Raw genomic sequence first — 25,512 nt, forward strand, 5'->3', positions numbered from 1 at the left:
CCCTCATAGGGGCATGGTCCCTGGTGGGGTCGGCGGCCCGGCACGACCGTGGAGTCATGGTCACCGCCACCCAGCCACTCACGGCATCCCGCACCCCGTCCCCGCGGTGTCCTGCCCTGCGCCGGCTCGGCCCCAACTGGTACGCGTCCGTGATGGGCACCGCGATCATCGCGAACGCGGGCGCCACGCTGCCCGTGCACGTGCCCGGCCTGCGTACCGTGATCACCGCGATGTGGGCGCTGTCCCTCGTGGCGCTCGTCGCCCTCCTGACGGCCCGGGCCCTGCACTGGACGCATCACAGCGACCGTGCGAAGGAGCAGCTGCTCGACCCGGCCGTGGCCCCGTTCTACGGCTGTCTCGCGATGGCGCTGGTCGCCGTCGGCGGCGGCACGATCCTCGTCGGCCGGGACTGGATCGGGACGCAGGCGGCCGTCGCCCTGGATGCGGTGCTGTTCACGGCCGGGACGGTGCTCGGGCTCGCCGCGGCGGTGACGGTCCCGTACCTGATGGTGGCCAGGCACCGGATCGAGCCCGGCCAGGCGTCCCCCGTGTGGCTGCTGCCGGTGGTGGCGCCCATGGTGTCCGCGGCCGTCGGCCCGCTCCTGGTGCCACATCTCCCGCCGGGCCAGTGGCAGCAGACGCTGCTCATCGCCTGTTTCGCCATGTTCGGACTCAGCCTGCTCGCGACCGCGCTGATGCTGCCGCTGATCTTCGCGCGCCTGGTGACGGCGGGCCCGCTGCCGCTGATGCTCACGCCGGCCGTGTTCCTGGTGCTCGGCCCCCTCGGCCAGTCGACGACCGCCGTCAACAAGTTCGCGGACACCGCGCCGGGCGTCCTGCCGGCCCCGTACGCCCAGGGGTTCGGCGTCTTCGCCGTCCTGTACGGCGTCCCCGTGATGGGATTCGCGCTGCTGTGGCTGGCGCTCGCGGCGGCGCTCGTGGTGCGGGCGCGCCGTCGCGGCATGCGGTTCTCGATGACGTGGTGGGCGTTCACGTTCCCCGTCGGCACCTGTGTCACCGGCGCGGAGGGCCTCGCGAAGCACACGGGGCTCGCGGTGTACGACGCGCTCGCGGTCGTCCTGTACGCCGTGCTCGTCTGCGCCTGGGCCGTCGCCGCCGTGCCCACGGTCCGCGGCCTGATCAGCGCGGAGCTGCTCGCGGCGCCTGTCAGGTGAGGATGGCGATGCCGTCTCCGAGCAGTTTCAGCCCGAGCACGAAGAACAGGACGGCCATCACGGCGACGTTGTGCTGAGCAGCCCAGTCTTTCCAGTTGCCCAGCGTGTTCTTGGCTCGCTCTCCCCCGAGCAGGAAGACTCCCAACGGGGCGAGCAGGCCGAGGGTGGCGATCAGGACGAAGATCGCCAGCGATGCGATCTGCTGCCCGACCGGCAGTCCGGCCGAGCCGATGGAGGCGGCCGCTGCGATGGTCAGCGGGGCGTTCTTGGCGTTGAGCGCGGCCAGGCCCAGTCCGAGTCCGAAGACCTTGACCGGCGTGAGGCGGTCTATCGCGCCCATCCATTTCGGCAGCTTGGCCTGCGAGGGATCTCTCGGGCGCCGGTGCCACATCCGGGCGCCGAAGAGGACGAGGAACACGCCCAGAGCGAGCTTGAGGGCTCCCACCCAGGTGGCCGGGTGACTGTGGGCGGAGGCATCTGCGGGGGAGGAGATCGCCAGCATCACCGCGCCCAGTGCCGCGAGTCCCAGAATCCAGCCGATGGTGAAGAGGGGGCCGTTGAGCCGCCCCCGAGGCGTGGCGAGTATGAGGATGATGGCGATGATCGGGAGCGGACTGATCGCGACAGCGGCCGCAAAACCCAACAGGTCGCCGAGAACTGCGCCCATCGTTGCCTCCGGTGGAGGTGAAGCACACCCCCTTCCATCTTCCTGCGCCGGGCAGGATCTGTCCTCGGGGCAAAGATGCGAGGCAGCGCGTCCACCGTGAGGATTGAGATGTGAGGGCGACGGCGCCTCATGTCCGGACGCTTGGTGACCCTCGGACCGATCCGAGGCAGGAGAATCTCACGATGACTGCGACGACAGGTGCAACCCAGTCGGCTCACCCCGAACGCCCGGGCAGGTCGGACGGGGTGTGCAGCGAGTTCACCGTCTTCACCAAGATCAAGCCCGGTCATGCCGATGCGCTGCGTGAGGATCTCGCCGCGATGGCCGACGCGGCGGCAGCAGAGAACGTCCATGCGGCGGTACGCCAGATCGGGACCCTGCATGACGCACGGCACGTGATCTTCGACAACGACACCCGGTTCATGTTCGCCAGTGTCTTCGACGGCTCCTGGGACACGTACATCGACGACTTCGCCCAGACGGTCGTCGGGGCCCGCTTCGACAAGGTCTTCTCGCACTGCGAAGGGTTCCCCGGCGTCACCGACCCAGGGGTGAAGGACTGGTTCGTCTCCCAGCAGGAGCCCGCGGGAGTCTTCGTCAGCGCCTATCCCGACCTGACCGTTCAGCAGATCTACAAGGACCACCGCGTGGACGACGCGTTCCAGGCGGTGCTGGACACCGCCGAATTCCGGGCGATGCTGGACAACCCGGCCAACGCGGAGCTGGTGGGCACGCCGACCTTCCAGAAGCTGCTGGAGGAAGCCTCGGCCTGAGAGCCCGGACACGACCGACCCTCACAGCCGACCCGACATCGTTGGACCGCGTGGGCGGGCGCGGGCCGGCTGCTGCAGGGCCGGCCTGGCTGAGGCCGACATGGAGGCACAAGCGAGCATGGACACGGCGGCGAGTACATGAGCACGACGGCAAGCGGCAGCGCGGACAGCGTGCGCGTCGAGATCGACGATGTCCAGAGCGGGGCGCTGCGTCCGCGGCCCGTGCCGTACGAGGGGAAGTTCGTCTTCCTGCGCGTGGACGACCGCCACGCCGGGCGCGCCCTGCTGCGGCGGCTGCTTCCGGTGACCTCGGGTGGTCTGCCCGGTGTGGACCGGAGCCAGGATGCCTGGGTGGCCGTGGCGTTCACCTACCAGGGCCTGGAGGCCCTGGGGGTCCCTCAGGAGTCGCTGGACAGCTTTCCGCGGGCGTTTCGTGAGGGCATGGCCGCCCGGGCGGAGCTGATCGGTGACGTGGGCGAGAGTGCCCCGGCCCACTGGGAGGCACCGTTCGGAACGGGCGATGTCCATATCGCGTTGAGCGCCCTGTCCTCCGATGCGGCGCAGCTGGACCAGGAGCTGGAGCGGGCCCGCGTCGCCTACGAGGACACCCCCGGCGTCCAGGTCGTCTGGCAGCAGGAGGTCCACCAGCTCCCGACCGGGCGCACCACCCTCGGCTTCCGCGACGGCATCAGCCATCCGAACATCGAGGGCGTCGGACTGCCCGGCTCCAACCCTCAGGAAGCCCCCATCAAGGCCGGCGAGTTCATCCTCGGCTACCCCGACGAAACCGGCAATCTGCCGCCCATGCCCAGCCCGGACGTGCTGGGACGCAACGGGACCTACGCGGCCGTGCGCAAGATCCACACCAACGTGGCGGCCTGGCGGCAGTACCTGCGCGCGAACTCCTCCGGCGCCGAGGAGGAGGCACTGCTGGCGGCGAAGATGATCGGGCGATGGCCCAGCGGGGCGCCACTGACGCTGGCACCGGAGCACGACGACCCGGAGCTGGCGGCCGATCCGCACCGCGTCAACAACTTCCTGTACCGGGAGAACGACGATCGCGGCTTCCGCTGCCCCGCCGGTGCGCACATCCGGCGCACCAACCCTCGCGATTCCACGATCATCGGCGACGCCCGGATGCACCGCCTCATCCGCCGCGGCACCACCTACGGCCCGCCACTTCCCGAGGGCGTGCTGGAGGACGACGGCGCCGAGCGGGGCCTGGTCGGAGTCTTCCTCGGGGCCCATCTGGAGCGGCAGTTCGAGTTCATCAAGGCCGAGTGGGTCAACGACGGCAACTTCATCGGCTACCCCGGCGAGAAGGACCCGGTGGCCGGGCATCACGGCGGAACCGGCCGCGTCACCATCCCGGAGAAGCCGGTCCGGCGGCGCCTGCAGAACCTGCCCAGCTTCGTGGTCACCCGGGGCGGCGAGTACTGCTTCGTACCGGGTCTGAGCGCCCTGCGCTGGCTCGCGGAGCTGGAGGACTGAGGCGCAATGAGGACGACATGAGGACCGAGGACAATTCCTGCCCCCTGAGGCCCCACCACGGTCGCTGAGGAGAGGTCGACGTCATGGCAGCACAGTTCGTCCGCTACACGCCGGACGTCGAAGACGACGATCCGCACTTCGATCACAACGTCCGGACGGTGATCGAAAAGACCGAGAGCTACATCGCCGAGTCGGTCACGGCCGGTGGCACCGGCCGGGCCCTCCGCGACGCCCATGCCAAGGGCTACGGGCTGGTCCGGGGCGAAGTGGAGATCCTGGACGGGCTTCCGCCCGAGTACGCCCAAGGCATCTACGCAACTCCGGGAACCCACGATGCGCTCATCCGCTTCTCCAACGGTTCGCCTCACGCCGGAGCCGACGCGCGACTGGGTGCCGCCACCGGACTGGCGCTGAAGATGTTCGACATTCCCGGCCCGACCCTGCTGGAAGACGAACCGGACACGGGCACCTTCGACTACGCCAACATCAACGGACCGATCTTCTTCTGCAACACGGTCGAGCACTACCTGTTCATCCAGAAGCTGTTCCTCAACGCGCCGGCCTACTTCTCCCAGGGCCGACCCGGCGCACATCGCTTTTTCACCGAGTTCGTGACCGGTAAGGGAACGCTGGACCAGGACAACTGGGCGTGGGACGAGTTCCTGGCCTTCCTGCGCCTGTCGAAGACCCCTCCGGCCAACCTGCTGCTGTCGAGCTACTGGACGATGGGCGCGGTCCGGCACGGGGACTACATCGCCAAGGTGCGCATCACCCCCGAGCCGTCCTTCGCCGCCGCGGTGGTCCGGCGCGACATCGACCCGACCTCGGCGGCGGAAGTCTTCCGGCCGGCTCTGGAAGCCGAATTGCAGGAGCGGCCCTACGTCTTCGACATCCAGGTTCAGCTCTGCACCGACCTGGAGCGCATGCCGGTGGAGGACACCACCGTGGAGTGGCCCGAGCAGCTCTCTCCGCCCGTCACCGTGGCCAAGCTGCGCCTGCCGCAGCAGGACATCTCCGGCCCGGAGAACCTGGAGAAGATGGACTCACTGTCCTTCACGCCCTGGCGGGTGACCGCCGAGCACGCGCCTCTGGGCAACATCATGCGGGCCCGCAAGGAGGTCTACCGGCAATCCTCCATCGAGCGCCACAAGCTCAACAAACAGCCGCGCACGGAGCCCCGCAGCGCCGACGAGGTGCTTGGCGCTTGAGACGGCCGTACGCGGCTACGTCTGCGGATGTGCTGCTCGCAGCGCCGCGCCCAGCACCTCCGGCGCCTGCGCCAACGACGGCCCGTACCAGGTGAGATGGCGCCCGCTGACGAGCGCGGCGGGCACCGGGAACTGCTCGGGTCCGTCGTCGCGCGTGAAGCGGTAGGGCTCGTCGGGCAGCACCACCAGGTCGATGTCCGCCGAGCGCAGTTCGTCGGCCGCCAGGCGCGGGTAGCGCTCGCCGTGGTCCGCGTACACGTTGTCCACGCCGAGCCGCGCGAGCAGATCACCGGCGAAGGTGTCCCTCCCGAGGACCATCCAGGGACGCCGCCACACCGGCACCGCCGCGCGCAGCCGCCGGGCCGGCGACTCGAGGCCGTCCCAGGCCGCCGCGGCCTGGTCCAGCCAGCGGGGCGGGCGGGGAGAGCCGCAGGCCCGAAGGACCCGCTCCAGCTCGCGCAGTGCGCCCGGCAGATCTCGGATCTCGGTGACGAGGACGTCGAGTCCCGCGGCACGCAGGGCCGCGAGGTCGGGCGCGCGGTTCTCCTCCTCGTTGGCGATCACCAGATCGGGGGCGAGAGCGGTGATCCGTGCGACGTCGGGGTTCTTCGTGCCGCCGATCCGCACCAGGCCGCTGCCGAGGTCCGCAGGGTGCGTGCACCAGTCCGTGGCGCCGACGAGCACTCCGGGCAGGGTGACGGCGATGGCCTCGGTCAGCGAGGGGACGAGGGAGACGACGCGCGGGGCGCGGGGCACGGTCACCGTCCGGGTTCGTCGAGCGCCTCGATGTGTTCGGCGACCGCGACGACGAGCACGCGCGCGTCCGCGCCGGTGGCCCGCCAACGGTGCCGTACGCCACCGGTCAGGTACAGGCTGTCACCGCGGCCCAGGCGATAGGCCCGGCCCTCGGCCTCGACCTCGACGGCCCCTTCGGTGACGTACATGAGCACGTCGTTGCGGAGCTGGAACTCGCGGCCCTGGTCGTGGTCGCCGATGAACTCCTCGGCGTGCAGCTGGTGGTGACCGCGGACGAGGGAGCGCACGACGGCGTCGGAGGACGCGTCCTCTGCGACCGTGGTGTCGTCCGCGCGTACCAGGTCCACTGTGTGGGCGGGGTCGGCGGCGGCAAGGAGCTCGACCGCCGTGGTGCCGAGCGCGTCGGCGACCTTCTCCAGGGAGCGCCGGCTCGGCCGGGCGCGTTCGTTCTCGATCTGGCTCAGGAACGGGACGGACAGGCCGCTGCGCTCGGCCACGGTGGCAAGGGTGAGCTCCTGGGCCCGGCGCCTGCGCCGCACGGCCGCGCCCACCCGAAGAGTCTCCTTGTGTTCGTCCATCGCACCGGCTCCCTCCCGCGCGTCGACACCTGTCGGTCCCTTGCACCCTACGCAGGTTCGCCGGACGGTTTCATGTGAGCGGCGGAAAGCGCGTGGGCGGCCGGTGCTGAACACCGGCCGCCCACGCGCTTCGGGTACTACTTCGCGTACTCGGGAACTACTGCGGAGCCATCCGGTCCGCGACGCCCGCGTGCGTCTTCAGCCACGCGTCCACGGCCTCTTCCTCATGGCCCTGACCACGCTTCTTGATCTCCGCCTCGAGACTCCCCAGCTCGCTCTCGCTCATCTTGAAGTTCTTGAACCACTTCGTGAGCTGCGGGTACTTCGAGGGGAAGCTCTTGTTGGCGATGGTGCGGATCGTGTTGCCCTCGCCGAAGAGCTTCTTGGAGTCGGTCAGCTTGTTGAGCTTGTACTCGCTGTAGGCCCAGTGCGGGGACCAGAGCACGACGGCGACCGGCTGCTTCTTGGCGTACGCGCGCTTCAGCTCGGCGAGCATCGCGGGCGTGGAGCCGTCGACGACCTTGTACTCCTTGTCGAGGCCGTAGCCCGGCAGGACGTTCTTCTTCAGCAGGTTCATCTCGCCGGTGCCCGGCTCGATGCCGATGATCTTGCCGTCGAAGGTGGAGCCCTTGCCCTTGAGGTCCTCCAGGGACTTGACGCCCTTCACGTAGGACGGCACGGCGACCTCGAGCGACGTCGGGCTGTACCAGGAGCCCAGGTCCGTCAGGTTGTCCTTGTGCTTGTCCCAGTAGTTCTTCTGGGCATAGGGCAGCCAGGCGTCGAAGTTGACGTCCAGGTCGCCGGAGCCGAGACCCGTGTAGACCGGGCCGACGTCCATCTGCTTGAGGTTGAGCTTGTATCCGCGGTCGCCGAGGACCCGCTTCCACAGGTAGGTGACCGCGACGTCCTCGTCCCAGGGGAACCAGGCGACGTTCACCGGACGGGCGGCCTCGCCCTTGCCGCCGGCCGTCGACGACTTCTGGACCGGGGCCAGCTTGTCGACGAAGCCGGGGTTCGCCTTCAGCCACGTCTTGACGGCGTCCTGCTGCTTGCCCTTGCCGGCCTTGTTGATCTCGGCCTCAAGACTCGTGAGCTGCTTCTCGGTCATCTTGAAGTTTTTGAGCCACTTGCCGACCTGGGGGTTGTCGGCGGCGAAGCCCTTGCGGGACAGCGTGTGCACGCCGTCGCCCTTGCCCCAGGCACCCTTCGGGTCCTTGAGCTTCTTCAGCTTGTAGTCGTTGTACGCCCAGTGCGGAGACCAGAGCGTCGTGACGATCGGCTGCTTCTTGGCGTACGCGCGCTTCAGCTGCGCCAGCATCGCCGGCGTGGAGCTGTCGACGACCTTGTACTCCTTGTCGAGGCCGTACTCCTTGAGCACCTTGCTCTTGAGCAGGCTCATCTCGCCGGCGCTCGCCTCGATGCCGGTGATCTTGCCGTCGAACTTCGAGGCCTGGCCCTTGAGGTCCTCGAGCGAGTCGATGCCCTTCATGTAGGCCGGCACCGACAGCTCCAGGGACGTCTGGTCGTACCAGGAGCCGAGGTCGTCGAGCTGCTTGCCGTACTTCTTCCAGTACTGCGCGTGGGTGGTCGGCAGCCAGGAGTCGGTCTCGAAGTCGATCTGGCCGGAGGCCAGCGACGTGTAGAGCGGACCCGCGTCCAGCTGCTTGGCCTGCACCTCGAAGCCGCGCTGCTCCAGGATCTCCTTCCAGAGGAAGGTGGAGGCGACGCCCTCGTCCCACGGGATGTAGCCGATGGAGATCTTCTTGCCCTGGCCGACGTTGGACGCGTCGGTGACGGGGTTGTCGCTCTTCGAGCCGCCGAAGATGCCCATGCCGCCCGCGACGAGCGCGAGGATGACGACGCCGACGACCGCGATCTCGGGGCGCGGGCGGTAGTTCCAGACCGTGAGGCCGTGCGCGGCGCGGACCTTGGCGAGCGCGCGGCGGCCCATCGGGGACGCCTGGGTGCCCAGCGCGCTGGTCATGCGGTCGAGGTAGATCGCGAGGATCACGATGGCGACGCCCGACTCGGAGCCGAGGCCGACGTTCAGCTGGCCGATCGCCTCGTTCACGTCGGCGCCGAGGCCCTCGGAGCCGACCATGCCCGCGATGGCGGCCATGGACAGGCCGAGCATGATGACCTGGTTGACACCGGCCATGATCGACGGGAGTGCGAGCGGCAGCTGGACGCGGAACAGCGTGTTGCGCGGGGTGTCACCGAACGCGTCGGCGGCCTCGACCAGCTCCTTGTCGACCTGGCGGATGCCCAGCTCCGTCATGCGGACGCCGGGGGCCAGGGCGAAGATCAGGGTCGCGACGATGCCCGCGGGGGCGCCCGAGCCGAAGAACAGGATGGCCGGGATGAGGTAGATCATCGCGGGCAGCGTCTGCATGAAGTCCAGGACCGGGCGCACGACGGCGCTGACCCGGTTCGAGCGCGCCGCCCAGATGCCGACCGGCACCGAGATGACCAGCGCGATGATCGTCGCCACGAGGACGAGCGACAGCGTCATCATCGCGTGGTCCCACAGTTCGAGGGAGTCGATGAACGCGAATCCCACGAAGGTCAGGACACCGGCCACCGTGCCGCGCAGCCAGAAGGCGACGACCGCGAAGATGCCCGCGAGGATCAGCGGCTGTGGGGCCTGGAGGACCCAGTTGATGCCGTCGTAGGCACCGTTGAAGACGTTCTTGAAGAAGTCGAAGAGCCATGCGGCGTTGCTGAGCAGCCACTCGACGACATCGTTGACCCAGTCACCGAAAGGAATCCTAGGCACCGGTGCTCACCTTCTTCACCGGCTCGTCGCCCTCGCCACGCGGCGTCGGGACGGCGTCCTGCGGAGTCTTGGTCATGGAGGTCTGCGCGTCGGGCTTCATCGGCTCGCCGAGCACGGCGAGGAGCCGTTCACGCGTGACCACGCCTATGAGCTTGCCGCTCTTGTCGGTCACCGCGACGGCGACGCCGTCCGTGGAACACGGCGTGAACAGCTCGATGACCGGGGTGTCCTCGGTGACCGTCGCGGGCGCGTCGGCGGGGTCGTACTCCTTGCCGGGAGCGGTCATGATGGCGCCCGCGGTCAGCACGCGGGAGCGGTCCACGTCCTGGATGAACGAGGCGACGTAGTCGTTGGCCGGCGTGACGAGGATGTCCTCGGCACTGCCGATCTGGACGATGCGGCCGTCGCGCATGACGGCGATGCGGTCGCCCAGGCGCATGGCCTCGTTCAGGTCGTGGGTGATGAAGACGATGGTCTTCTTCAGGGTCTTCTGGAGCTCGAGGAGCTGGTCCTGCATGTCGCGGCGGATCAGCGGGTCGAGCGCGCTGAACGACTCGTCCATGAGGAGCAGGTCCGCGTCGGTGGCGAGCGCGCGGGCCAGGCCCACGCGCTGCTGCATACCGCCGGAGAGCTCGTCGGGCCAGGACTTCTCCCAGCCGGCGAGGCCGGCCAGGCGCAGCGCCTCGACGGCGCGCTTCTCGCGCTCCTTGCGCGGAATGCCCTGGACCTCGAGGCCGTACGCCGCGTTCTCGAGCACGCTGCGGTGCGGGAAGAGCGCGAAGTGCTGGAAGACCATGCTGATCTTCTTGGAGCGCACGGCACGCAGCTCGCGGGGACTGAGCGCGGTCAGATCCTGGCCGTCGAAGCGGACGTGCCCAGCCGTGGGCTCGAGCAGTCCGTTCAGCATGCGCAGAAGCGTGGACTTGCCGGAGCCCGACAGACCCATCACGACGAAGATCTGGCCCGGCTCGACGGTGAAGGAAGCGTCGATCACGGCGGCGGTGGTGCCGCCGGCGCGCAGTTCCTCACGGTCTGCTCCGTGGCGGAGTTTCTCCACCGCTTCATCGGGTCGTCTGCCGAACACCTTGTACAGGTCTTCGGCTTGCAGCCTGGACACATACACCTCTCGGGTAGAACGATCACGGCCCGCCTCCCCCGCCGGCGGGCCGTGGAGCGATGCGAGGTCCGCTCGCAGACCGGAAAACCATCCATTGGTTGAATGAGTGACCGGGTTCGCTCCGGGGGCGCGCCTGCCCTTGCTTATACAGATCAAACGCAAGAGTGTTCCAGTTCACATTGCGTTCACTTCCGGACCCGGAACCGCCACATCCGCGAGCGGCGGTGACTGTCAGTGCGTTGCGGCAGGATGTGGGGCGTGACCCAGCGAACCGATCGCCTGATGCTGCTCGATACCGCGTCCCTGTACTTCCGGGCCTATTTCGGGGTCCCCGACTCCGTGAAGGCCCCGGACGGGACGCCGGTCAACGCGGTGCGCGGCCTGCTCGAATTCATCACCCGACTCGTGCACGACCACCACCCCGACTCGCTCGTGGCCTGCATGGACGCGGACTGGCGCCCCCAGTGGCGGGTCGACCTGATCCCCTCGTACAAGGCGCATCGCGTCGCGGAGGAGACCGAGACCGGCCCGGACGAGGAAGAGATCCCCGACACCCTCTCCCCCCAGGTCCCGATCATCGAGGACGTGCTGGACGCGCTGGGCATCGCGCGCGTGGGCGTCGAGGGGTACGAGGCGGACGACGTCATCGGTACGTTCACCGGCCGGGCCACCGGTCCGGTCGACATCGTCACCGGCGACCGGGACCTCTTCCAGCTCGTCGACGACGGCCGCGAGCGCCGCGTCCTGTACCCCCTCAAGGGCGTCGGCACCCTGCAGATCACCGACGAGGCCCTGCTGCGCGAGAAGTACGGCGTGGACGGCTCCGGGTACGTGGATCTGGCGCTGCTGCGCGGCGACCCGAGCGACGGCCTGCCGGGCGTGCCCGGCATCGGCGAGAAGACGGCCGCGAAGCTGCTCGCGCAGTTCGGGGACCTGGCCGGGATCATGGCCGCCGTCGACGACCCGAAGTCGAAGCTGACACCTTCGCAGCGCAAGCGCCTGGACGAGTCGCGGCCGTACATCGCGGTGGCGCCGACGGTCGTGCGGGTCGCCGGGGACGTGCCCCTGCCGGTCGTGGACACGGCGCTGCCGCGCGAGGCGCGCGATCCCGCGGCGCTCGACAAGCTCGCGGAGCGCTGGGGCTTGGGCGGATCTTTGCAGCGACTGCTCACCACCCTCGAGCGCTGAGTGTTAACTTAGGTAAACCTAAGTAGCCAGTGATCTTCAGGGGAGGCCGCCATGGCGGAACGTCCGGAACGCAGGAAGCCGACGGCACACCGGGGCGAGGTCCTGCGCACCGAGCGGCTCACCCCGCACATGCAGCGCGTGGTCCTCGGCGGGGACGGCCTCGCCGCCTTCGCCGCGGGCGGTTGCACCGACCACTACGTGAAGCTGCAGTTCCCGCTCGCGGGCGTCACCTACCCCGAGCCCTTCGACCTCGGCCGGATCCGCGAGGAGCTGCCGCGCGAACAGTGGCCCGTCACGCGTACGTACACCGTGCGCGCCTGGGACCCGGTGGCGCGCGAGCTGACGCTCGACTTCGTGGTCCACGGTGACGAGGGGATCGCCGGTCCGTGGGCGCGGGACGTACAGCCCGGCGCGAGCGTGCATCTGGCCGGCCCCGGCGGCGCCTACGCCCCGGACACCGGCGCAGACTGGCATCTGCTCGCCGGCGACGAGAGCGCCCTGCCCGCCATCGCCGCCGCCCTGGAGGCGCTGCCCGAGGATGCCGTGGCCCACGCCTTCGTGGAGGTCTCCGACGCCACCGAGGAGCAGAAGATCGACTCCGCCGCGCAGGTCGTCTGGCTGCACCGCGGCGACCGGCCGGTGGGCGAGGCGCTGGTGGAGGCCGTACGCGGGCTCGCGTTCCCGGCCGGCCGGGTGCACGCCTTCGTGCACGGCGAGGCGGGCTTCGTGAAGGAGCTGCGCCGCCATCTGCGCACCGAGCGCGAGATCCCGCGCGAGGACCTCTCGATCTCCGGGTACTGGCGCCTCGGTCACAACGAGGACGGCTGGCAGGCCTCGAAGCGGGAGTGGAACGCGCAGGTGGAGGCGGAGCAGGAGACGGCGTAGGGCCACCTCCCGCCCCGCTGCGGCGCGGCGCTCAGAGCTACGCGCGCCCAGAGCCACGCGTGCCCAGAGCTACGGCGTGGTGCTCAGACGGAGCGCTGGTACGAGCGGAAGGTGCGGGTCGACAGCCACACCGCGGCGACGGCCAGCACGAGGAGCGCCCCGCCGCGGGTCAGCACGTCACCCGGGTCCGGGTGGGCGGACATCGCCGAACGGCCTGCGACCATCGCCCAGTTGAGCGGGTTGAAGTCGGCTATGTGCCGCATCCACGGCGGCATCTGCGACGGTGCCATGAACGCCGAGGACAGGAAGGTCAGCGGGAGCAGCAGGAACGTGTTGATCCCGATGATCGACTCCCGCTCCCTGACCAGCATGCCCAGCGCGTTCGACAGCGCCCCGAACACCGTGCCGAGGAGCACCGCGGCAACGACCAGGATCAGCACTCCGCCCGCCCCGCCGGGCAGTTCGGCCCCGCCGAGGAGCCCGAGCAGCACGATCACGACCGACTGGAGCGCGGTGACCAGACCGTTGCTCACCACGTTCCCGTTCATCAGTGCTCCACGGCTCACCGGTGTGGTGAGGAAGCGGTTGAGCGTGCCTCGCTGGATCTCGTCGAGCGTCGCCATGCCCGCCCACATGTTGGAGCTGAGCGCGCTCATCACCACGACGCCGGGGATGAGGTAGTCGAGATAGGTTGTGGTCCCGAATCCGCCCAGCTCGACGACCTTCTTGAACAGGTTGCCGAACAGGAACAGCCACACCACCGGCTGGATCAGGGTGATCAGCAGATACGCGGGCTGGCGCAGGAACACCATGAGCTGACGCTGTGTCATGTACCAGGTCTGCGGGATCGCGGTACTCATCGGGCGCCTCCGGCGGGGGCGAGGGTGTCGGCGGCGGACTCGTCCAGGGTGGCGGCCTGCGCCTCGGAGTAGCGACGGCCTGCGTAGCGGAGATAGACGTCGTCGAGCGAGGGGCGGGCGACGGTGGCGGCGGTGACCGCGACGCCGGCCCGCTCCAGCGCGGCGAGCAGGACGGGTACCGCGGCGGCCCCGTCGTCGGCGCGGACGCTGACGCGCCGGCCGTCGAACTGGGTCTCGCGCACACCGGGCAGCGCGGCGAGCGTGCCCTCCAGGAGCGTGCGTCCGGCGTCCTGGACGGGGGCGCGCAGCTCCAAGTGGACGGCGTCCCCGCGCAGTTCGCCCTTGAGGCCGTCGGGGGTGCCCTCGACGACGACATGGCCGCGGTCGACCACGGCGATGCGTTCGGCGAGCCGGTCGGCCTCTTCGAGGTAGTGCGTGGTGAGCAGGATGGACAGGCCCTCGTCGCCGGCGAGGCGAGCGATCTCGTCCCACATGGCGGTGCGGGCCTCCGGGTCGAGGCCGGTGGTCGGTTCGTCGAGGAAGAGCACCTCGGGCCGGTGGACGAGGCCGAGCGCCACGTCGAGGCGGCGCTGCATGCCGCCCGAGTAGCCCTTGACCTGGCGTCCGGCGGCGTCGGAGAGGCGGAAGCGGTCGAGGAGTTCGGTGACGCGACGGTTCAGGTCCGCTCCGCGCAGGCCGTACAGCCGGCCCTGGAGCTGAAGGTTCTCGCGGCCGGTGGCGACGGGGTCGGCGCCGGACTTCTGGGCGACGACCCCGATGGCGCGGCGCACGCGGTCGGGGTGCCGCAGCACGTCGTGGCCCGCGACGGTGGCGGTCCCGGAGTCGGGGCGGGCGAGGGTGGTGAGGATCTTGACGGTGGTGGACTTGCCTGCGCCGTTCGGGCCGAGCAGGCCGAAAACGGTGCCGGGTTCCACGCTGATGTCCATGCCGCTGAGCGCGGTGACATCGCCGGGATAGGTCTTGACGAGTTGACGCGCCTGCACTGCGGGCGCACGGGTACTCATGACGACGGCTCTCCTGCGTGAGCGGACGACGGTTGATCCGCTCGCGGGTGTGAGCGGACGACGGCCGATCCACGTGAAGAGCGCCGGGCTATCCTGGGTGTGCCGCACCTCGATCGCCTGGCTCGCCGCACGGTGGGTCGGTCCGGGGTTCGAGACCCTGGCGGGACTGCTCCAACAGTCCTGCCGGGGTCTGTTTGTCTCTCTCGGCTTGCTTCTCTCTCGGCCTCTCTCTTCTCTTCCTACGACGGAATCACCGGTCGGGGCGTCCTACGGTGGGGGCACCGGTCGAGGCGCCCTGCGCCCGGGTCACCGGTCGGGGCGGGTGTCCTCCAACTCCGCGAATTCCGGCGGGATTTCGCCGGTCTCCTGGAAGGTCCGCCACTGTTCGACGCCGTCGAGCGTGCCCTGCTTGACCTCCCGCAGGAAGCCACGGATCCACTCGGCCTGCGCCTCGACCATGTGCAGCTGGTACTCGGTCTCCACGAGGAAGATCCGCGGCAGCGACTCGTACAGCTTCATGAGTCCGCCGCGCGTGCTCGCCGCCTGGACGTCGAGCGAGGCGAGCCGCTCCTCGAGCAGTCGCGTCACCTCGTCGGGGTGTATGACCCCCATGAGGGAGAGCGCCGTCTCGAAGATCGGGTACTCACGCGCGGGCACCGCGAGCAGGTCGGAGAGCCATTCGAGCGCTTCCTCCCGGCCGTCGTCGGTGATCCCGTAGAGCGTGCGCTCCGGCCGGTTCCCCTGCCGCTGCACGTCCGCGACCTCGACGAAGCCGTGCTTCTCCAGGTTCTGGACGACCGTGTAGAGCGAGCCGTAGTTGATCTTCGTCGTGGTGTCCTTGCCACGCCGGCGCAGGGTCTGCGCGATCTCGTACGGATGCATGGGCTTCTCCATGAGCAGCACCATCACCGCGAGGGCCAGCGGATTACCCAGCTTGCGCCGCTTCGTGGCCATGGACCTCACCCCGCTCCTCGCGCCCCTCGCCAGGAAGCGCTTCACCTCGTACCCGAATATCCGTAGCCGAACATATCGCGATAGGCTCGCCAGGGTCAATACACGATGTATCGCGAATGAGGTGGGTGCGCAAGAGCGGGTGTGCAAGAGGTGAGGACTGCGCGCCCCGAAGCGACCTCACGACCGCGTCACGCCCCCGGACGGCCGTCGCCCTGTACGCGCGCGTGGAGGTGGCAGTCGTGCCAGCCGTCCGCGTGCAGAAGAGCACTGCGCTTCGTGCCCTCCAGGGCGAATCCCGACTTGAGGGCGACCCGGCAGGACGCCATGTTGCCGACGGCGTGCTGGAGTTCGAGGCGGTGGAAGCCGATCTCGTCGAGCGCCCAGCGGGACAGCGCGGCGACGGCGCGCGGCGCGACCCCGGCGCCCCGGGCCGCGGGCAGGACCCAGTACGCGACCTCGGCCAGCCCCTCGTGCAGCGACACGGTGCGCAGCCCCGCGCGGCCCACCACCTCGCCGGTGTCCGCCGCGGCGACCGCCCAGCCGGCCCGCTGCTCGCCTTCCCAGGCGTCCCGCCACTCCGTCATCCAGCCGCGCGCCTCGTCCTCGGAATCCGCGATCCGCGCGTGCCAGTGCTGGATCGTCGGGTCGCGGAACGCCGCGTAGACAGCCGGCACGTCCTCGTCCCTCCAGGGCCGCAGGACAAGGCCGCCCTCGGCCTCGATGGTCGGCTGGGGGCCACGGGCGAGCGTGCCTGTGGCCAGGACCTGCGAAATCGTCATCGGCATGCGCCCCATCCTGCCCCTGGCGGCCCGCCCCGTCCGCGATTTTTGGGGACCGCCGGCCGCCCGTAGGCTGTGCCGCGATGAGACGTAAGCGGCGCATTCCGCCCTCCCCGCTGCCGCAGCGCGACGGCATCGACCCCTTCCGGGTCATGCTGCCGCTCGACGGCGCCTGGAGCACGGTGCGCGACCATCTCGTGGAACGGCTCGCGGCCGGGCCCGGGGTGATCGACGCGATGCTGCGCGAGGGGCGGATCGTGGGCGCGGACGGGGCCGCGGTGGCGCCCGACTCGCCGTACGCGCCGGGCGCCTGGGTGTGGTTCCACCGCGATCTCGCGCCCGAGGTGCCGGTGCCGTTCCCGATCCGGATCGCGTACCGGGACGAGCACATCGTCGTCGCCGACAAGCCGCACTTCCTGGCCACGACGCCACGCGGCAGCCATGTCACCGAGACCGCGCTGGCGCGCCTGCGACGGGAGTTGGACCTGCCCGCGCTCGGTCCGGCGCACCGGCTCGACCGGCTCACCGCGGGCCTCGTCCTGTTCGTCGTCCGGCCCGAGGAACGCGGCGCTTACCAGACGCTCTTCGGCGACAAGCTGGTGCGCAAGGCGTACGAGGCGGTGGCCGCGTACGACCCCGGAATCACGCTGCCGAGGACCGTGCGCAGTCGGATCGAGAAGGAGCGCGGGGTGCTCGCCGCGCGCGAGGTGCCGGGCGGCGAGCCGAACGCCCGGAGCCGGATCGAACTCGTCGAGCAACGCGGCGGGCTGGGCCGCTACCGGCTGCTCCCCCACACCGGCCGCACCCACCAGCTGCGGGTCCATATGAACGCGCTCGGCCTGCCGATCCTCGGCGACCCCATCTACCCCGTGGTCGCCGACGCGGTGGCGCCGGACGACTTCCGCCGCCCGCTCCAACTCCTCGCGCGGACCCTGGAGTTCAGGGATCCGGTGACGGGCAAGGAGCACCGCTTCGAGAGCGAACGGGCGCTTGCGGCCTGGTCGGCATACGAGGAGTGGGCGGGCGGCGGGCCGACGGCGTCCGCCCACTCCTCGTAGCGCCCGGGGTCCGAACGAGAGGCCCTGGGTGCGGCCCGGTCAGTAGCCGCGCCACCAGCGCAGGAAGCGCCGCCAGGCGCCCTGCGGCGGAGCGGCCGGCTCCGGGAACGCGGTGGGCGGCTGCTGCGGTTCCGGGTCGGCGGCGGGAACGGAGGCGGGCCGCGGGGCCGGCGGAGCGTGCGTCGACACCTGCCAGTCGTCGCGCTGCTCCGAGACCGGCCGGATGCCGGGCTTGGCGACGATGTCCTGCGGCGGGCGCGGCTCGAACTTCACCGGCAGTTCCACCAGGTGCCGCGAGAGGATCGAGGACCGCCAGCGCAACTCGTGCTCGTCCACGGAGAGTTCGACATCGGGAAGGCGCATCAGGAGCGCGTCGACCCCGATGTCGGCGATGGCGCGGCCGATGTCCTGTCCGGGGCACTCGTGCGGTCCGCCGCCGAAGGCCAGGTGCGAGCGGTTGCCCTGCATGTTGGCGGCCAGGTCGGGGCGTACGACAGGGTCGACGTTTCCGGGCGCGATGCCGAAGATCAGGCCGTCGCCCCGGCGGATGTGCCGGCCGCCGAGCTCGGTGTCCTCCTTGGCGAAGTAGCCGACCATGGCGCTGAACGGCGGCTCGTCCCACAGGGACTGCTCGACCGCCTCGGGCACGGTCATCTGGCCGCCGTTGAGCCTGGCGCGGAAGCGGGGGTCGGTGAGGACCACGCGCAGCACGTTCGCGATGAGGTTGGCCGTGGCCTCGTACGCGGCGATCAGGACCAGGCGCAGGTGCTGGGCGACCTCGTCGTCGCCGAGGGCGGCGGGCTGGGCGATGAGGTGACTGGTGAAGTCGGCCTCGGGGTGGGCCCGGCGGCGGGCGGTGAGCCTGGTGAGGACGCCCATGATGTATTCGTTGCTGGCGATGGCGGTCTCGGTGCCCTTGATCATGTCGCGGGCGGCCTGCACCATCCGCTCGTTGTACTCCTCGGGCATGCCGAAGATCCGGCACATCACCATCATCGGCAGGTGCTCGGCGAACTGGCTGACGACCTCGGCCTCGCCCGTCTCGCAGATCTTGTTGACCAGCTCGTTCGAGGCACGGTTGATGAAGCGCCGCAGACCCCGGGACTCGATGGTGCCGATCGCCCCGGTGACCGCCCCGCGCAGCCGCTGGTGGTCGGCGCCCTCGGCGAAGCTGCAGATGGGCTGCCAGCTGAAGACCGGCGCGAGGGGGTTGGTGGGGGTGACACTGCCGTCGAGGACGGCGTTCCAGTGGCGCGCGTCGCGGTTGAACTGCGAGGTCGAGCGGACCATGTGCAGGTTCTCGCTGTGCCCGAGGACCGCCCACATCGGCACGTCCTCGTGGATCAGGACGGGGGCGACGGGGCCGTGTTCGGCGCGCAGTTTCTCGTACACGGCCGCGATGTCGTCGTCCGCCTCGGGGCCGTAGAGCCGGCGCAGACCGCCGGGGCCCATGGAGTGGGCGGGGCAGCCGGGCGGCGGGCTGAGCGCGGCCTCGTCCGTGCCGGCGTGTGAGTGGGAGGGAGTCGTCACGGTGATCGCTCCGGTGGGTGTGGAAAAGGCTGTGTGGAAAAGGCTGTGTCGAAGCAGACAGAGGGGGCAGGCTCCGGCCGGGTCAGATACGGGCGAGCGCCAGTTCGTGCAGATAGCGCATGAGCGTCATCAGGACATCCCTGCTGGAGGCCCGGCGCCGGGCGTCGCACTCCAGGATCGGGACCTCCGGATCGAGGTCGAGAGCCTGGCGCAGCTCTTCGGGAGGGAAGCGCGGGCCGTCGGGGAAGGCGTTGTTGGCGATGACGAACGGCACGCCGCGCTCCTCCAGGCGCCCGATCACGTCGAAGCTGACTTCGAGGCGGCGGGTGTCGATGAGTACGACGGCGCCGAGCGCGCCCTCGAAGAGGCCGTTCCACAGGAACCAGAAGCGCTCCTGGCCCGGGGTGCCGAAGAGGTAGAGCACCAGTTCGTCCGTGATGCTGATGCGTCCGAAGTCCATGGCGACCGTGGTGGCGGTCTTCGTCTCGGAGCCGTAGTTGTCGTCGACGCCGATGCCCGCCTGGGTCATGGTCTCTTCGGTGGTGAGGGGCCTGATCTCGCTGACGGATCCCACCATCGTGGTCTTGCCCACGCCGAATCCGCCCACGATGACGACCTTCACGGCGGCCGTGACCGTGTCGGGCAGGTGGTCCTCGCTCAGGGGCCCCGGAGTGCGGGGGCCGTCCCGGAGCGTGTCAGAGCTTTTGAAGTCCATGCATCACCGCTTCGAGGAGGGAACGGTCGGCGACGGCGCCGCGGATGACCGGGGCCCGTGCCTGGACCAGTTCGGCCGCGAGGAGTTCGCCGAGCAGCACGGTGACCACGCTGAACGGCAGACTGAGGTAGGCCGAGATCTCGGCCGTGGACAGAGGTGACTTGCACAGCCGTAACAGGGCTGCCTGTTCAGGCGGTGCCGCGGGCGGGGGGTCCGCGCGCGCGACGATCAGGGTCACCAGGTCGAGCGGCGCGCGCTCGGCCCCCTCGCCACCGCTCGTGATGGTGTACAGGCGTTCGGGATTGGCGCCCTTGCCGTCCGCCGGGCGACGCTCGCGCTGCGGCGGCTGCTCCCGGGAGGGTTGCGGGGGATGTGTCATACGGTCTGCCCGTTGCGCCTGGGCGGACTCGTGAGGTGTGCGCCGATGCGTACGACGAGGTCACGCATGCGGTTGCTGATGAGTCCGGCGTCCACGTGGGCGTCGGCCAGGACCGCGAGGTACGCGCCCTTGCCCGCGGCCATGAGGTAGAAGAAGCCTCCGCTGACCTCGATGATGACCATGCTCATGCGGCCGTCGCTGTCCGGGATCTCGCTGGCCACGGCGGTGGCCAGGCTCTGGAGCCCGGCGCAGGCGGCGGCGATGCGGTCGGCGGCGTCGGGGTCTCCGCCGTAGCGGGCGATGCGCAGGCCGTCGGCGGAGAGCACCACGACCTGCCGGGTCTGGGGCACGCCGTCGGCGAGCTCCTTGAGCATCCAGTCGAAGTTTGCCTTTTGCTGGATCACTGGCGGTCTCCCTCGTCGACCTGCTGATTGGCCTCGCCGGTCTCGCCCGACGCGTCGCCCTGCCCGTCACCCTTGAGCCCGTTCATGAACGCCTCGACCCACAGGCCGGGTTCGGGCTGGTCCGGCTTCTCGGGCTCGGCCTCGGAGGCCGGCACCGGGATGGGGGTCCACTGCGGGGGCTGGTCCGCGCGGGGCGCCGCACCGCTGCCGGGCTCGGGCGCCCTGGGCGTCACGATGATCTGCTGGTCGATGACCTTCGTGTCGACCTTCCTGCGGCGCTGCGGCAGTCCGTTGGCGCGCCACTCGGTGACGACGGGGACGTCGTCCTCCATGGCGGCCACCAGCGGCGCGGAGGGACGGGGGCCCGTGGTGGGGCGGCGCAGCTTCTTCTTGCGGGGCTCCTCCACGATGGGCTCGCCGTCGTTGTTGACGCGGGGCACACCGGAGGCGCCGATACCGTGCGCGAGGCCGGGCGCGGGGTCGCTCGTGATCATGATTCGCGGCACGATGAGGACGGCGCGGACACCGCCGTACGCGGACTGACGCAGCCCGACCTGCATGTCGTACATCTGCGAGAGCCGGCCGACGACGGCCATGCCGAGGCGGGGGTTCTCGCCGAGGTCGTTGAGGTCGACACCGGCCTTGGCGCGGGCGAGCATCTCCTCGGCGCGGGCGCGGGCCTCCTCGCTGAGGCTGACGCCGCCGTCCTCGATCTCGATGGCGATGCCGGTCTGCACCTCGACCGCGGTGACGTGCACCTTGGTCTGCGGCGGCGAGTAGCGCGTCGCGTTGTCCATGAGTTCGGCCAGCGCGTGGATGAGCGGCTCGACGGAGATGCCGCGGATGGCGATCTTGGCGATCGAGTGCAGTTCGATGCGCGGGTATTCGAGGATGCGCGACATGGCGCCGCGCAGCACGCTGTAGAGCGGCACGGGCCGGGGCCACTGACGGCCGGGGCGGGCGCCACCGAGGACGGTGATGGAGTCGGCGAGGCGGCCGATCAGCGCGGTGCCGTGGTCGATGCGCAGGAGGTCGTCGAAGACCTCGGGGTTGCGGCCGTGGTCCTCCTCCATCTCGCGCAGTTCGGCGTTCTGCTTGTGCACGATGGACTGGACGCGGCGCGCGATGGAGACGAAGGCGCGCTGCGCGGCGTCGCGCATGGACTCCTCGCGGTCGATGAGGTCGAGCACCTCGGCCATCAACCTACGCTGTGCGTCGGGGAGTTGGGCGTGCGCGGGGTCGCTCTCGACGACGACCTTGACGGCCTCGTAGGCCGTGTCACCGGAGCGCAGCCGGTACAGGGACTCGGGCAGCAGGTACCGGGCCATCCACTGGGCCTCGTCGTCACGGGCGGCGAGGCTGCGTTCCAGGTGCGCGATGTGCCGGGCGGACTGAGCGCGTTCCCCCTTGATCGTGCGGCCGCGGCGCAGGGCCTCGGCGGCCACGAGGATCAGCAGAAGGGTGGCGAGGCCGCCGCACAGGGCGACGGCGAGCCGCGCGGGCTGCGCCACCACCGCGACGGCGGCTCCGGTCGCCGCGGCCATGGCCACGGCGGGCAGCAACAGCACGCGTGTGTAGGGGACTTCTCGGCCACCGGGAGGCGATTGAACACTCACCATGTATGCCCTCTGAACGGTCGGATCGGGGGAAATGTGCGTTACGGGGGGAGACGTGCTGACGTACGCGTGGGGGGACGAACTCGAATCATCTGCAAGATTGGGAACAAACGCACGAATATGTGCCAACTCGGTGCGCTGCGGGCGAGCTTAGTCCCGTGGGATCACCGCTGTGTCATATTCCGCAAGCACCTGAAATGGCCGGACGGGAGGAATACACTCGGCTCCATTTGCACGCTCAGCGGCGGTTCGCACACATGGAGTGATCACGTCCGCCCGTGCGAAATCCCCGTCACGGCAGGGCTGTTGGGCCCTCGACGCGTGCCGTATGTGAGGTCAGAGGCCCGCGAGGCGCGGGGCGGCATCCGTGGTCACCCGGGGAAGACCGGGACGGCGACCGGTACGGAGCGATCGGGATCGCGGCGGTGCCCGAGAATGACGTCTTCGGTCAGCTCGGAGAACAGATCGGCAAGCGGGGAGAGTTCACCCTTGGCGAGCGCACGCCGCGGTCAGTGATGGCGCCAACTGCACTTAGGCGTCCATGAGTTGGACGCTGGCGGCGCGGACGCCACGGACGGCGCGGACGGCACGGACACCACGGACGGCGCGGACGGCGCGACGTCGTGTGCGGCTCGCGTCCCCGCGCACCTTCAGGAGCGCGGGGAACCGTAGCGGTAGCGACCCGTCACCGCCGGCCGCTACCCGCCCGATCATCCACCTGTCCCTCGGCCACCTATCCGACGGACGAGTACGCCACCACACCGCGCCGCAACGCGTCCACCGCCTTGCGCGCGTTCTTGGCGACCGTGTTCCCGTCTCCCGCACCGGCGACGGACGGCGCCGCGGCCGAGATCTGGCCGAGCACGTCGATGACCTGCTTGCACCACCGCACGAAGTCACCGGCAGGCATGTCCGCCTCGCGCAGGACCTCGTCGAGCCCCTTGCCGGACGCCCACTGGTGCGCGGCCCAGGCGAAGCCCAGATCGGGTTCACGCTGGCCGACGCCCTCGGTCTGGCTGATCTTGAACTCTTCCTCCAGGGCGTCGAGCCGGCCCCAGATGCGGACCATCTCGCCGAGCGCCGCCTTGGCCTTGCCGGACGGCAGCTTGGGCGCGAGCGCGTCGTCGGCGGCGCGGGCCTCGAACACCAACGCCGAGACGCACGCGGCCAGTTCGGCCGGACTGAGGCCTTCCCAGACCCCTTCGCGCAGGCACTCACTGGCGAGCAGATCGAGCTCACCGTAGAGCCGCGCGAGGCGCTTGCCGTTCTGCGTGACCTCGTCGCCGCGCAGGTAGTCCATCTCGGTCAGCAGGGCCACGATGCGGTCGAAGGTGCGGGCGATGGTGTTCGTCCGGCCCTCGATGCGGCGCTCCAGCTGCTGTGTGTCGCGTCGCAGCCGGTAGTAGCGCTCGGCCCAGCGGGCGTGGTCCTCGCGCTCGTCGCAGCCGTGACAGGGGTGGGCGCGCAGTTCGGCGCGCAGCCGCGTGATCTCCCGGTCGTCGGCCGCCGCCGCGCGGTTCTTGCGGTGCCGGTCGGGCACGATGTGGCCGGCTTTGGTGCGCAGCGCGGACGCGAGGTCCCGCCGCGACTGCGGCGAGCGCGCGTTGAACGACTTGGGGATCCGCATCCGGTCCAGCGCCTCGACGGGCACCGGGAAGTCGATCGACGCGAGCCGCTTGACCTGGCGCTCGGCGGTCAGGACCAGCGGGCGCGGCCCGTCGTGCTGCTCGAAGCCACGGTGTCCGTTCGACCGGCCGGCCGGGATGCCGGGGTCGAGGACGAGCGCGAGCCCGGCGAACTTGCCGGAGGGGACGTGGATGACGTCGCCCGGCTTGAGCTTCTCCAGGGCGGCGGCCGCCGCGGCGCGCCGCTGGGACGCGCCCTGCTTGGCGAGCTCCGTCTCGCGGTCCTTGAGCTCGCGGCGCAGCCGCGCGTACTCCTCGAAGTCGCCCAAGTGGCAGGTCATGGAGGACTTGTAGCCCTCAAGGCCCTCCTCGTTGCGCTGGACCTGGCGGGAGATCCCGACGACCGACTTGTCCGCCTGGAACTGTGCGAAGGACGTCTCGAGCAGCTCGCGCGAGCGGTGCCGGCCGAACTGCTCGACCAGATTCACCGCCATGTTGTACGACGGCTTGAAGCTGGAGCGCAGCGGGTACGTGCGCGTGCCCGCGAGTCCCGCCAGGTGCTCGGGGCTGAAGCCGCGCTGCCACAGGACGACCGCGTGGCCCTCGACGTCGATGCCGCGCCGGCCCGCCCGGCCGGTGAGCTGGGTGTACTCGCCGGGCGTGATGTCGGCGTGCTGCTCGCCGTTCCACTTGACGAGCTTCTCCAGGATGACGGACCTGGCCGGCATGTTGATGCCGAGGGCGAGGGTCTCCGTCGCGAAGACGGCCTTCACGAGGCCGCGGACGAACAGCTCCTCGACCACTTCCTTGAACGTCGGCAGCATGCCCGCGTGGTGGGCGGCGATGCCGCGCTCCAGGCCTTCGAGCCACTCGAAGTAGCCGAGGACGTGCAGGTCCTCGTCGGGGATCGCCGCCGTGCGCTCCTCGACGATCTCGCGGACGCGGGCGCGCGCCTCGTCGTCGTTGAGCCGCAGGCCCGCGTACAGGCACTGCTGTACGGCTGCCTCGCAGGCGGCACGGCTGAAGATGAACGTGATCGCCGGCAGCAGCCCCTCGCTGTCGAGGCGCTCGATGACCTCGGGGCGGCCCGGCGTCCAGATCCGGGAGCGCTGTCTGCGCTCGCGCTCGCGGTCCGCCTCGCGCACCATCTTGCCCTTGCGGCGGTCGCGCGGGTTGTACGAGCGGCTGGCCTCCATGCGGGCCATGCGCGTCAGGTCCGGATTGACGGCCTTCTTGTGGCCCTCGCCCTCCTCGAAGAGGTCGTACATCCGGCGCCCGGCGAGCACGTGCTGGAACAGGGGCACGGGCCGGTGCTCGGAGACGATCACCTCGGTGTCGCCGCGCACGGTGTCGAGCCAGTCGCCGAACTCCTCCGCGTTCGACACGGTCGCCGAGAGGGAGACCAGAGTGACGGACTCCGGGAGGTGGATGATCACCTCTTCCCAGACGGCGCCGCGAAAGCGGTCGGAGAGGTAGTGCACCTCGTCCATGACCACATAGCCGAGGCCGAGGAGGGTCTGCGAGCCCGCATACAGCATGTTCCGCAGGACCTCGGTGGTCATGACGACCACCGGAGCGTCCGCGTTCACGCTGTTGTCGCCGGTCAGGAGGCCGACCTTGTCGGCGCCGTACCGCTTGGCGAGGTCGGCGTACTTCTGGTTCGACAGCGCCTTGATGGGGGTCGTGTAGAAGCACTTCTTGCCCTGCTGGAGGGCCAGGTGGACGGCGAACTCGCCGACGATCGTCTTGCCGGAGCCGGTGGGCGCGGCCACCAGGACGCCCTTGCCCGACTCGAGAGCCTGACACGCCTCGATCTGGAAGGGGTCGAGACCGAAGTCGTACATCTCGCGGAAGGGGGCGAGCGCGGTGGCCTGCTCGGCAGCGCGCTTACGTGCTGCCGCGTACCGCTCGGCCGGTGAGAGGTCCTCTGTCATCGTGCTTTCGAGACTACCG

At 70.1% G+C, this 25,512-nt stretch carries 22 protein-coding genes; 7 read left to right on the forward strand and 15 right to left on the reverse strand.

Annotated elements, in window-relative coordinates; translation table 11 throughout:
- Positions 1-56: 56 nt before the first annotated feature.
- Positions 57-1,175, forward strand: coding sequence for a TDT family transporter (locus tag ACIPWY_RS25705; protein WP_393703956.1), 1,119 nt, complete (start codon positions 57-59; stop codon positions 1,173-1,175).
- Here the strand turns inward: ACIPWY_RS25705 and ACIPWY_RS25710 are convergent.
- Positions 1,168-1,842 carry a GAP family protein gene (locus ACIPWY_RS25710; RefSeq protein ID WP_362905901.1) on the reverse strand — a complete coding sequence of 225 codons (675 nt, stop codon included), beginning with the start codon at positions 1,840-1,842 and terminating at the stop codon, positions 1,168-1,170. The two genes, ACIPWY_RS25705 and ACIPWY_RS25710, sit on opposite strands and share 8 nt — an antisense overlap.
- 182 nt (positions 1,843-2,024) lie before the next feature.
- On the opposite strand from ACIPWY_RS25710, the gene ACIPWY_RS25715 reads away from it, so the two are divergent.
- From ACIPWY_RS25715 to ACIPWY_RS25725, 3 genes are all read left to right on the forward strand, one after another.
- Positions 2,025-2,615: a hypothetical protein gene (locus tag ACIPWY_RS25715; RefSeq protein ID WP_362905899.1), complete on the forward strand. Its 591-nt coding sequence runs from the start codon at positions 2,025-2,027 to the stop codon at positions 2,613-2,615.
- A 138-nt stretch (positions 2,616-2,753) separates the two neighbouring features.
- A complete protein-coding gene (locus ACIPWY_RS25720; RefSeq protein ID WP_393703953.1) occupies positions 2,754-4,106 on the forward strand; it encodes a Dyp-type peroxidase in 1,353 nt (450 codons plus the stop codon).
- Between the two features lie 83 nt (positions 4,107-4,189).
- Complete coding sequence (locus ACIPWY_RS25725) at positions 4,190-5,314, forward strand: catalase family protein (protein WP_393703951.1); 1,125 nt, start codon at positions 4,190-4,192, stop codon at positions 5,312-5,314.
- 15 nt (positions 5,315-5,329) lie between these two features.
- Here ACIPWY_RS25725 and ACIPWY_RS25730 read toward each other — a convergent pair whose 3' ends face one another.
- The 4 genes from ACIPWY_RS25730 to ACIPWY_RS25745 form a co-directional block, all read right to left on the reverse strand.
- Entirely contained in the window at positions 5,330-6,076 is a 747-nt protein-coding gene (locus ACIPWY_RS25730; protein WP_393703949.1) for a helical backbone metal receptor, read from the reverse strand.
- Entirely contained in the window at positions 6,073-6,648 is a 576-nt protein-coding gene (locus ACIPWY_RS25735; RefSeq protein WP_362905893.1) for an XRE family transcriptional regulator, read from the reverse strand. The genes ACIPWY_RS25730 and ACIPWY_RS25735 overlap by 4 nt, the downstream gene beginning before the upstream one ends.
- 157 nt (positions 6,649-6,805) lie before the next feature.
- Complete coding sequence (locus ACIPWY_RS25740) at positions 6,806-9,424, reverse strand: ABC transporter permease/substrate binding protein (RefSeq protein ID WP_362905891.1); 2,619 nt, start codon at positions 9,422-9,424, stop codon at positions 6,806-6,808.
- Positions 9,417-10,541, reverse strand: coding sequence for a glycine betaine/L-proline ABC transporter ATP-binding protein (locus ACIPWY_RS25745; RefSeq protein ID WP_393703946.1), 1,125 nt, complete (start codon positions 10,539-10,541; stop codon positions 9,417-9,419). Before ACIPWY_RS25745 ends, ACIPWY_RS25740 begins: the two co-directional genes overlap by 8 nt.
- A gap of 249 nt (positions 10,542-10,790) precedes the next feature.
- Between ACIPWY_RS25745 and ACIPWY_RS25750 the strand changes: the two genes are divergently transcribed.
- On the forward strand, positions 10,791-11,729 hold the full coding sequence (locus ACIPWY_RS25750; RefSeq protein ID WP_393703944.1) for a 5'-3' exonuclease H3TH domain-containing protein: 939 nt from the start codon (positions 10,791-10,793) through the stop codon (positions 11,727-11,729).
- Positions 11,730-11,780: 51 nt separating this feature from the next.
- The gene (locus tag ACIPWY_RS25755; protein WP_393703942.1) at positions 11,781-12,614 is read left to right on the forward strand and encodes a siderophore-interacting protein; all 834 of its coding nucleotides are present in this window, start codon (positions 11,781-11,783) and stop codon (positions 12,612-12,614) included.
- Positions 12,615-12,697: 83 nt separating this feature from the next.
- Here ACIPWY_RS25755 and ACIPWY_RS25760 read toward each other — a convergent pair whose 3' ends face one another.
- The 4 genes from ACIPWY_RS25760 to ACIPWY_RS25775 form a co-directional block, all read right to left on the reverse strand.
- A complete protein-coding gene (locus ACIPWY_RS25760) occupies positions 12,698-13,474 on the reverse strand; it encodes an ABC transporter permease (protein ID WP_362905885.1) in 777 nt (258 codons plus the stop codon).
- Entirely contained in the window at positions 13,471-14,499 is a 1,029-nt protein-coding gene (locus ACIPWY_RS25765; RefSeq protein WP_393703939.1) for an ATP-binding cassette domain-containing protein, read from the reverse strand. The genes ACIPWY_RS25760 and ACIPWY_RS25765 overlap by 4 nt, the downstream gene beginning before the upstream one ends.
- Before the next feature lie 306 nt (positions 14,500-14,805).
- Positions 14,806-15,453, reverse strand: a complete 648-nt coding sequence (locus tag ACIPWY_RS25770) for a PadR family transcriptional regulator (protein WP_362905881.1) — start codon at positions 15,451-15,453, stop codon at positions 14,806-14,808.
- Positions 15,454-15,641: 188 nt separating this feature from the next.
- Positions 15,642-16,238 (reverse strand): GNAT family N-acetyltransferase, encoded by a 597-nt coding sequence (locus tag ACIPWY_RS25775; protein ID WP_362905879.1) that lies wholly within the window; start codon positions 16,236-16,238, stop codon positions 15,642-15,644.
- Positions 16,239-16,315: 77 nt separating this feature from the next.
- On the opposite strand from ACIPWY_RS25775, the gene ACIPWY_RS25780 reads away from it, so the two are divergent.
- The gene (locus ACIPWY_RS25780; RefSeq protein ID WP_393703936.1) at positions 16,316-17,290 is read left to right on the forward strand and encodes an RluA family pseudouridine synthase; all 975 of its coding nucleotides are present in this window, start codon (positions 16,316-16,318) and stop codon (positions 17,288-17,290) included.
- Positions 17,291-17,329: 39 nt separating this feature from the next.
- On the opposite strand, the gene ACIPWY_RS25785 is transcribed toward ACIPWY_RS25780, so the two are convergent.
- The 6 genes from ACIPWY_RS25785 to ACIPWY_RS25810 form a co-directional block, all read right to left on the reverse strand.
- Positions 17,330-18,820 (reverse strand): cytochrome P450, encoded by a 1,491-nt coding sequence (locus tag ACIPWY_RS25785; protein ID WP_393703934.1) that lies wholly within the window; start codon positions 18,818-18,820, stop codon positions 17,330-17,332.
- 82 nt (positions 18,821-18,902) lie between these two features.
- A complete protein-coding gene (locus ACIPWY_RS25790) occupies positions 18,903-19,535 on the reverse strand; it encodes an ATP/GTP-binding protein (RefSeq protein ID WP_362905875.1) in 633 nt (210 codons plus the stop codon).
- The gene (locus ACIPWY_RS25795) at positions 19,516-19,914 is read right to left on the reverse strand and encodes a DUF742 domain-containing protein (RefSeq protein ID WP_362905873.1); all 399 of its coding nucleotides are present in this window, start codon (positions 19,912-19,914) and stop codon (positions 19,516-19,518) included. Before ACIPWY_RS25795 ends, ACIPWY_RS25790 begins: the two co-directional genes overlap by 20 nt.
- Positions 19,911-20,318: a roadblock/LC7 domain-containing protein gene (locus tag ACIPWY_RS25800; RefSeq protein ID WP_362905871.1), complete on the reverse strand. Its 408-nt coding sequence runs from the start codon at positions 20,316-20,318 to the stop codon at positions 19,911-19,913. Before ACIPWY_RS25800 ends, ACIPWY_RS25795 begins: the two co-directional genes overlap by 4 nt.
- A complete protein-coding gene (locus tag ACIPWY_RS25805; protein WP_362905869.1) occupies positions 20,315-21,937 on the reverse strand; it encodes an ATP-binding protein in 1,623 nt (540 codons plus the stop codon). Before ACIPWY_RS25805 ends, ACIPWY_RS25800 begins: the two co-directional genes overlap by 4 nt.
- Before the next feature lie 730 nt (positions 21,938-22,667).
- Positions 22,668-25,493: a DEAD/DEAH box helicase gene (locus ACIPWY_RS25810; protein ID WP_383887882.1), complete on the reverse strand. Its 2,826-nt coding sequence runs from the start codon at positions 25,491-25,493 to the stop codon at positions 22,668-22,670.
- Positions 25,494-25,512 lie beyond the last annotated feature (19 nt).

Origin of the sequence: Streptomyces sp. NPDC090032, assembly GCF_044748025.1 — a bacterium.
In the GTDB taxonomy this organism is placed as follows: domain Bacteria; phylum Actinomycetota; class Actinomycetes; order Streptomycetales; family Streptomycetaceae; genus Streptomyces.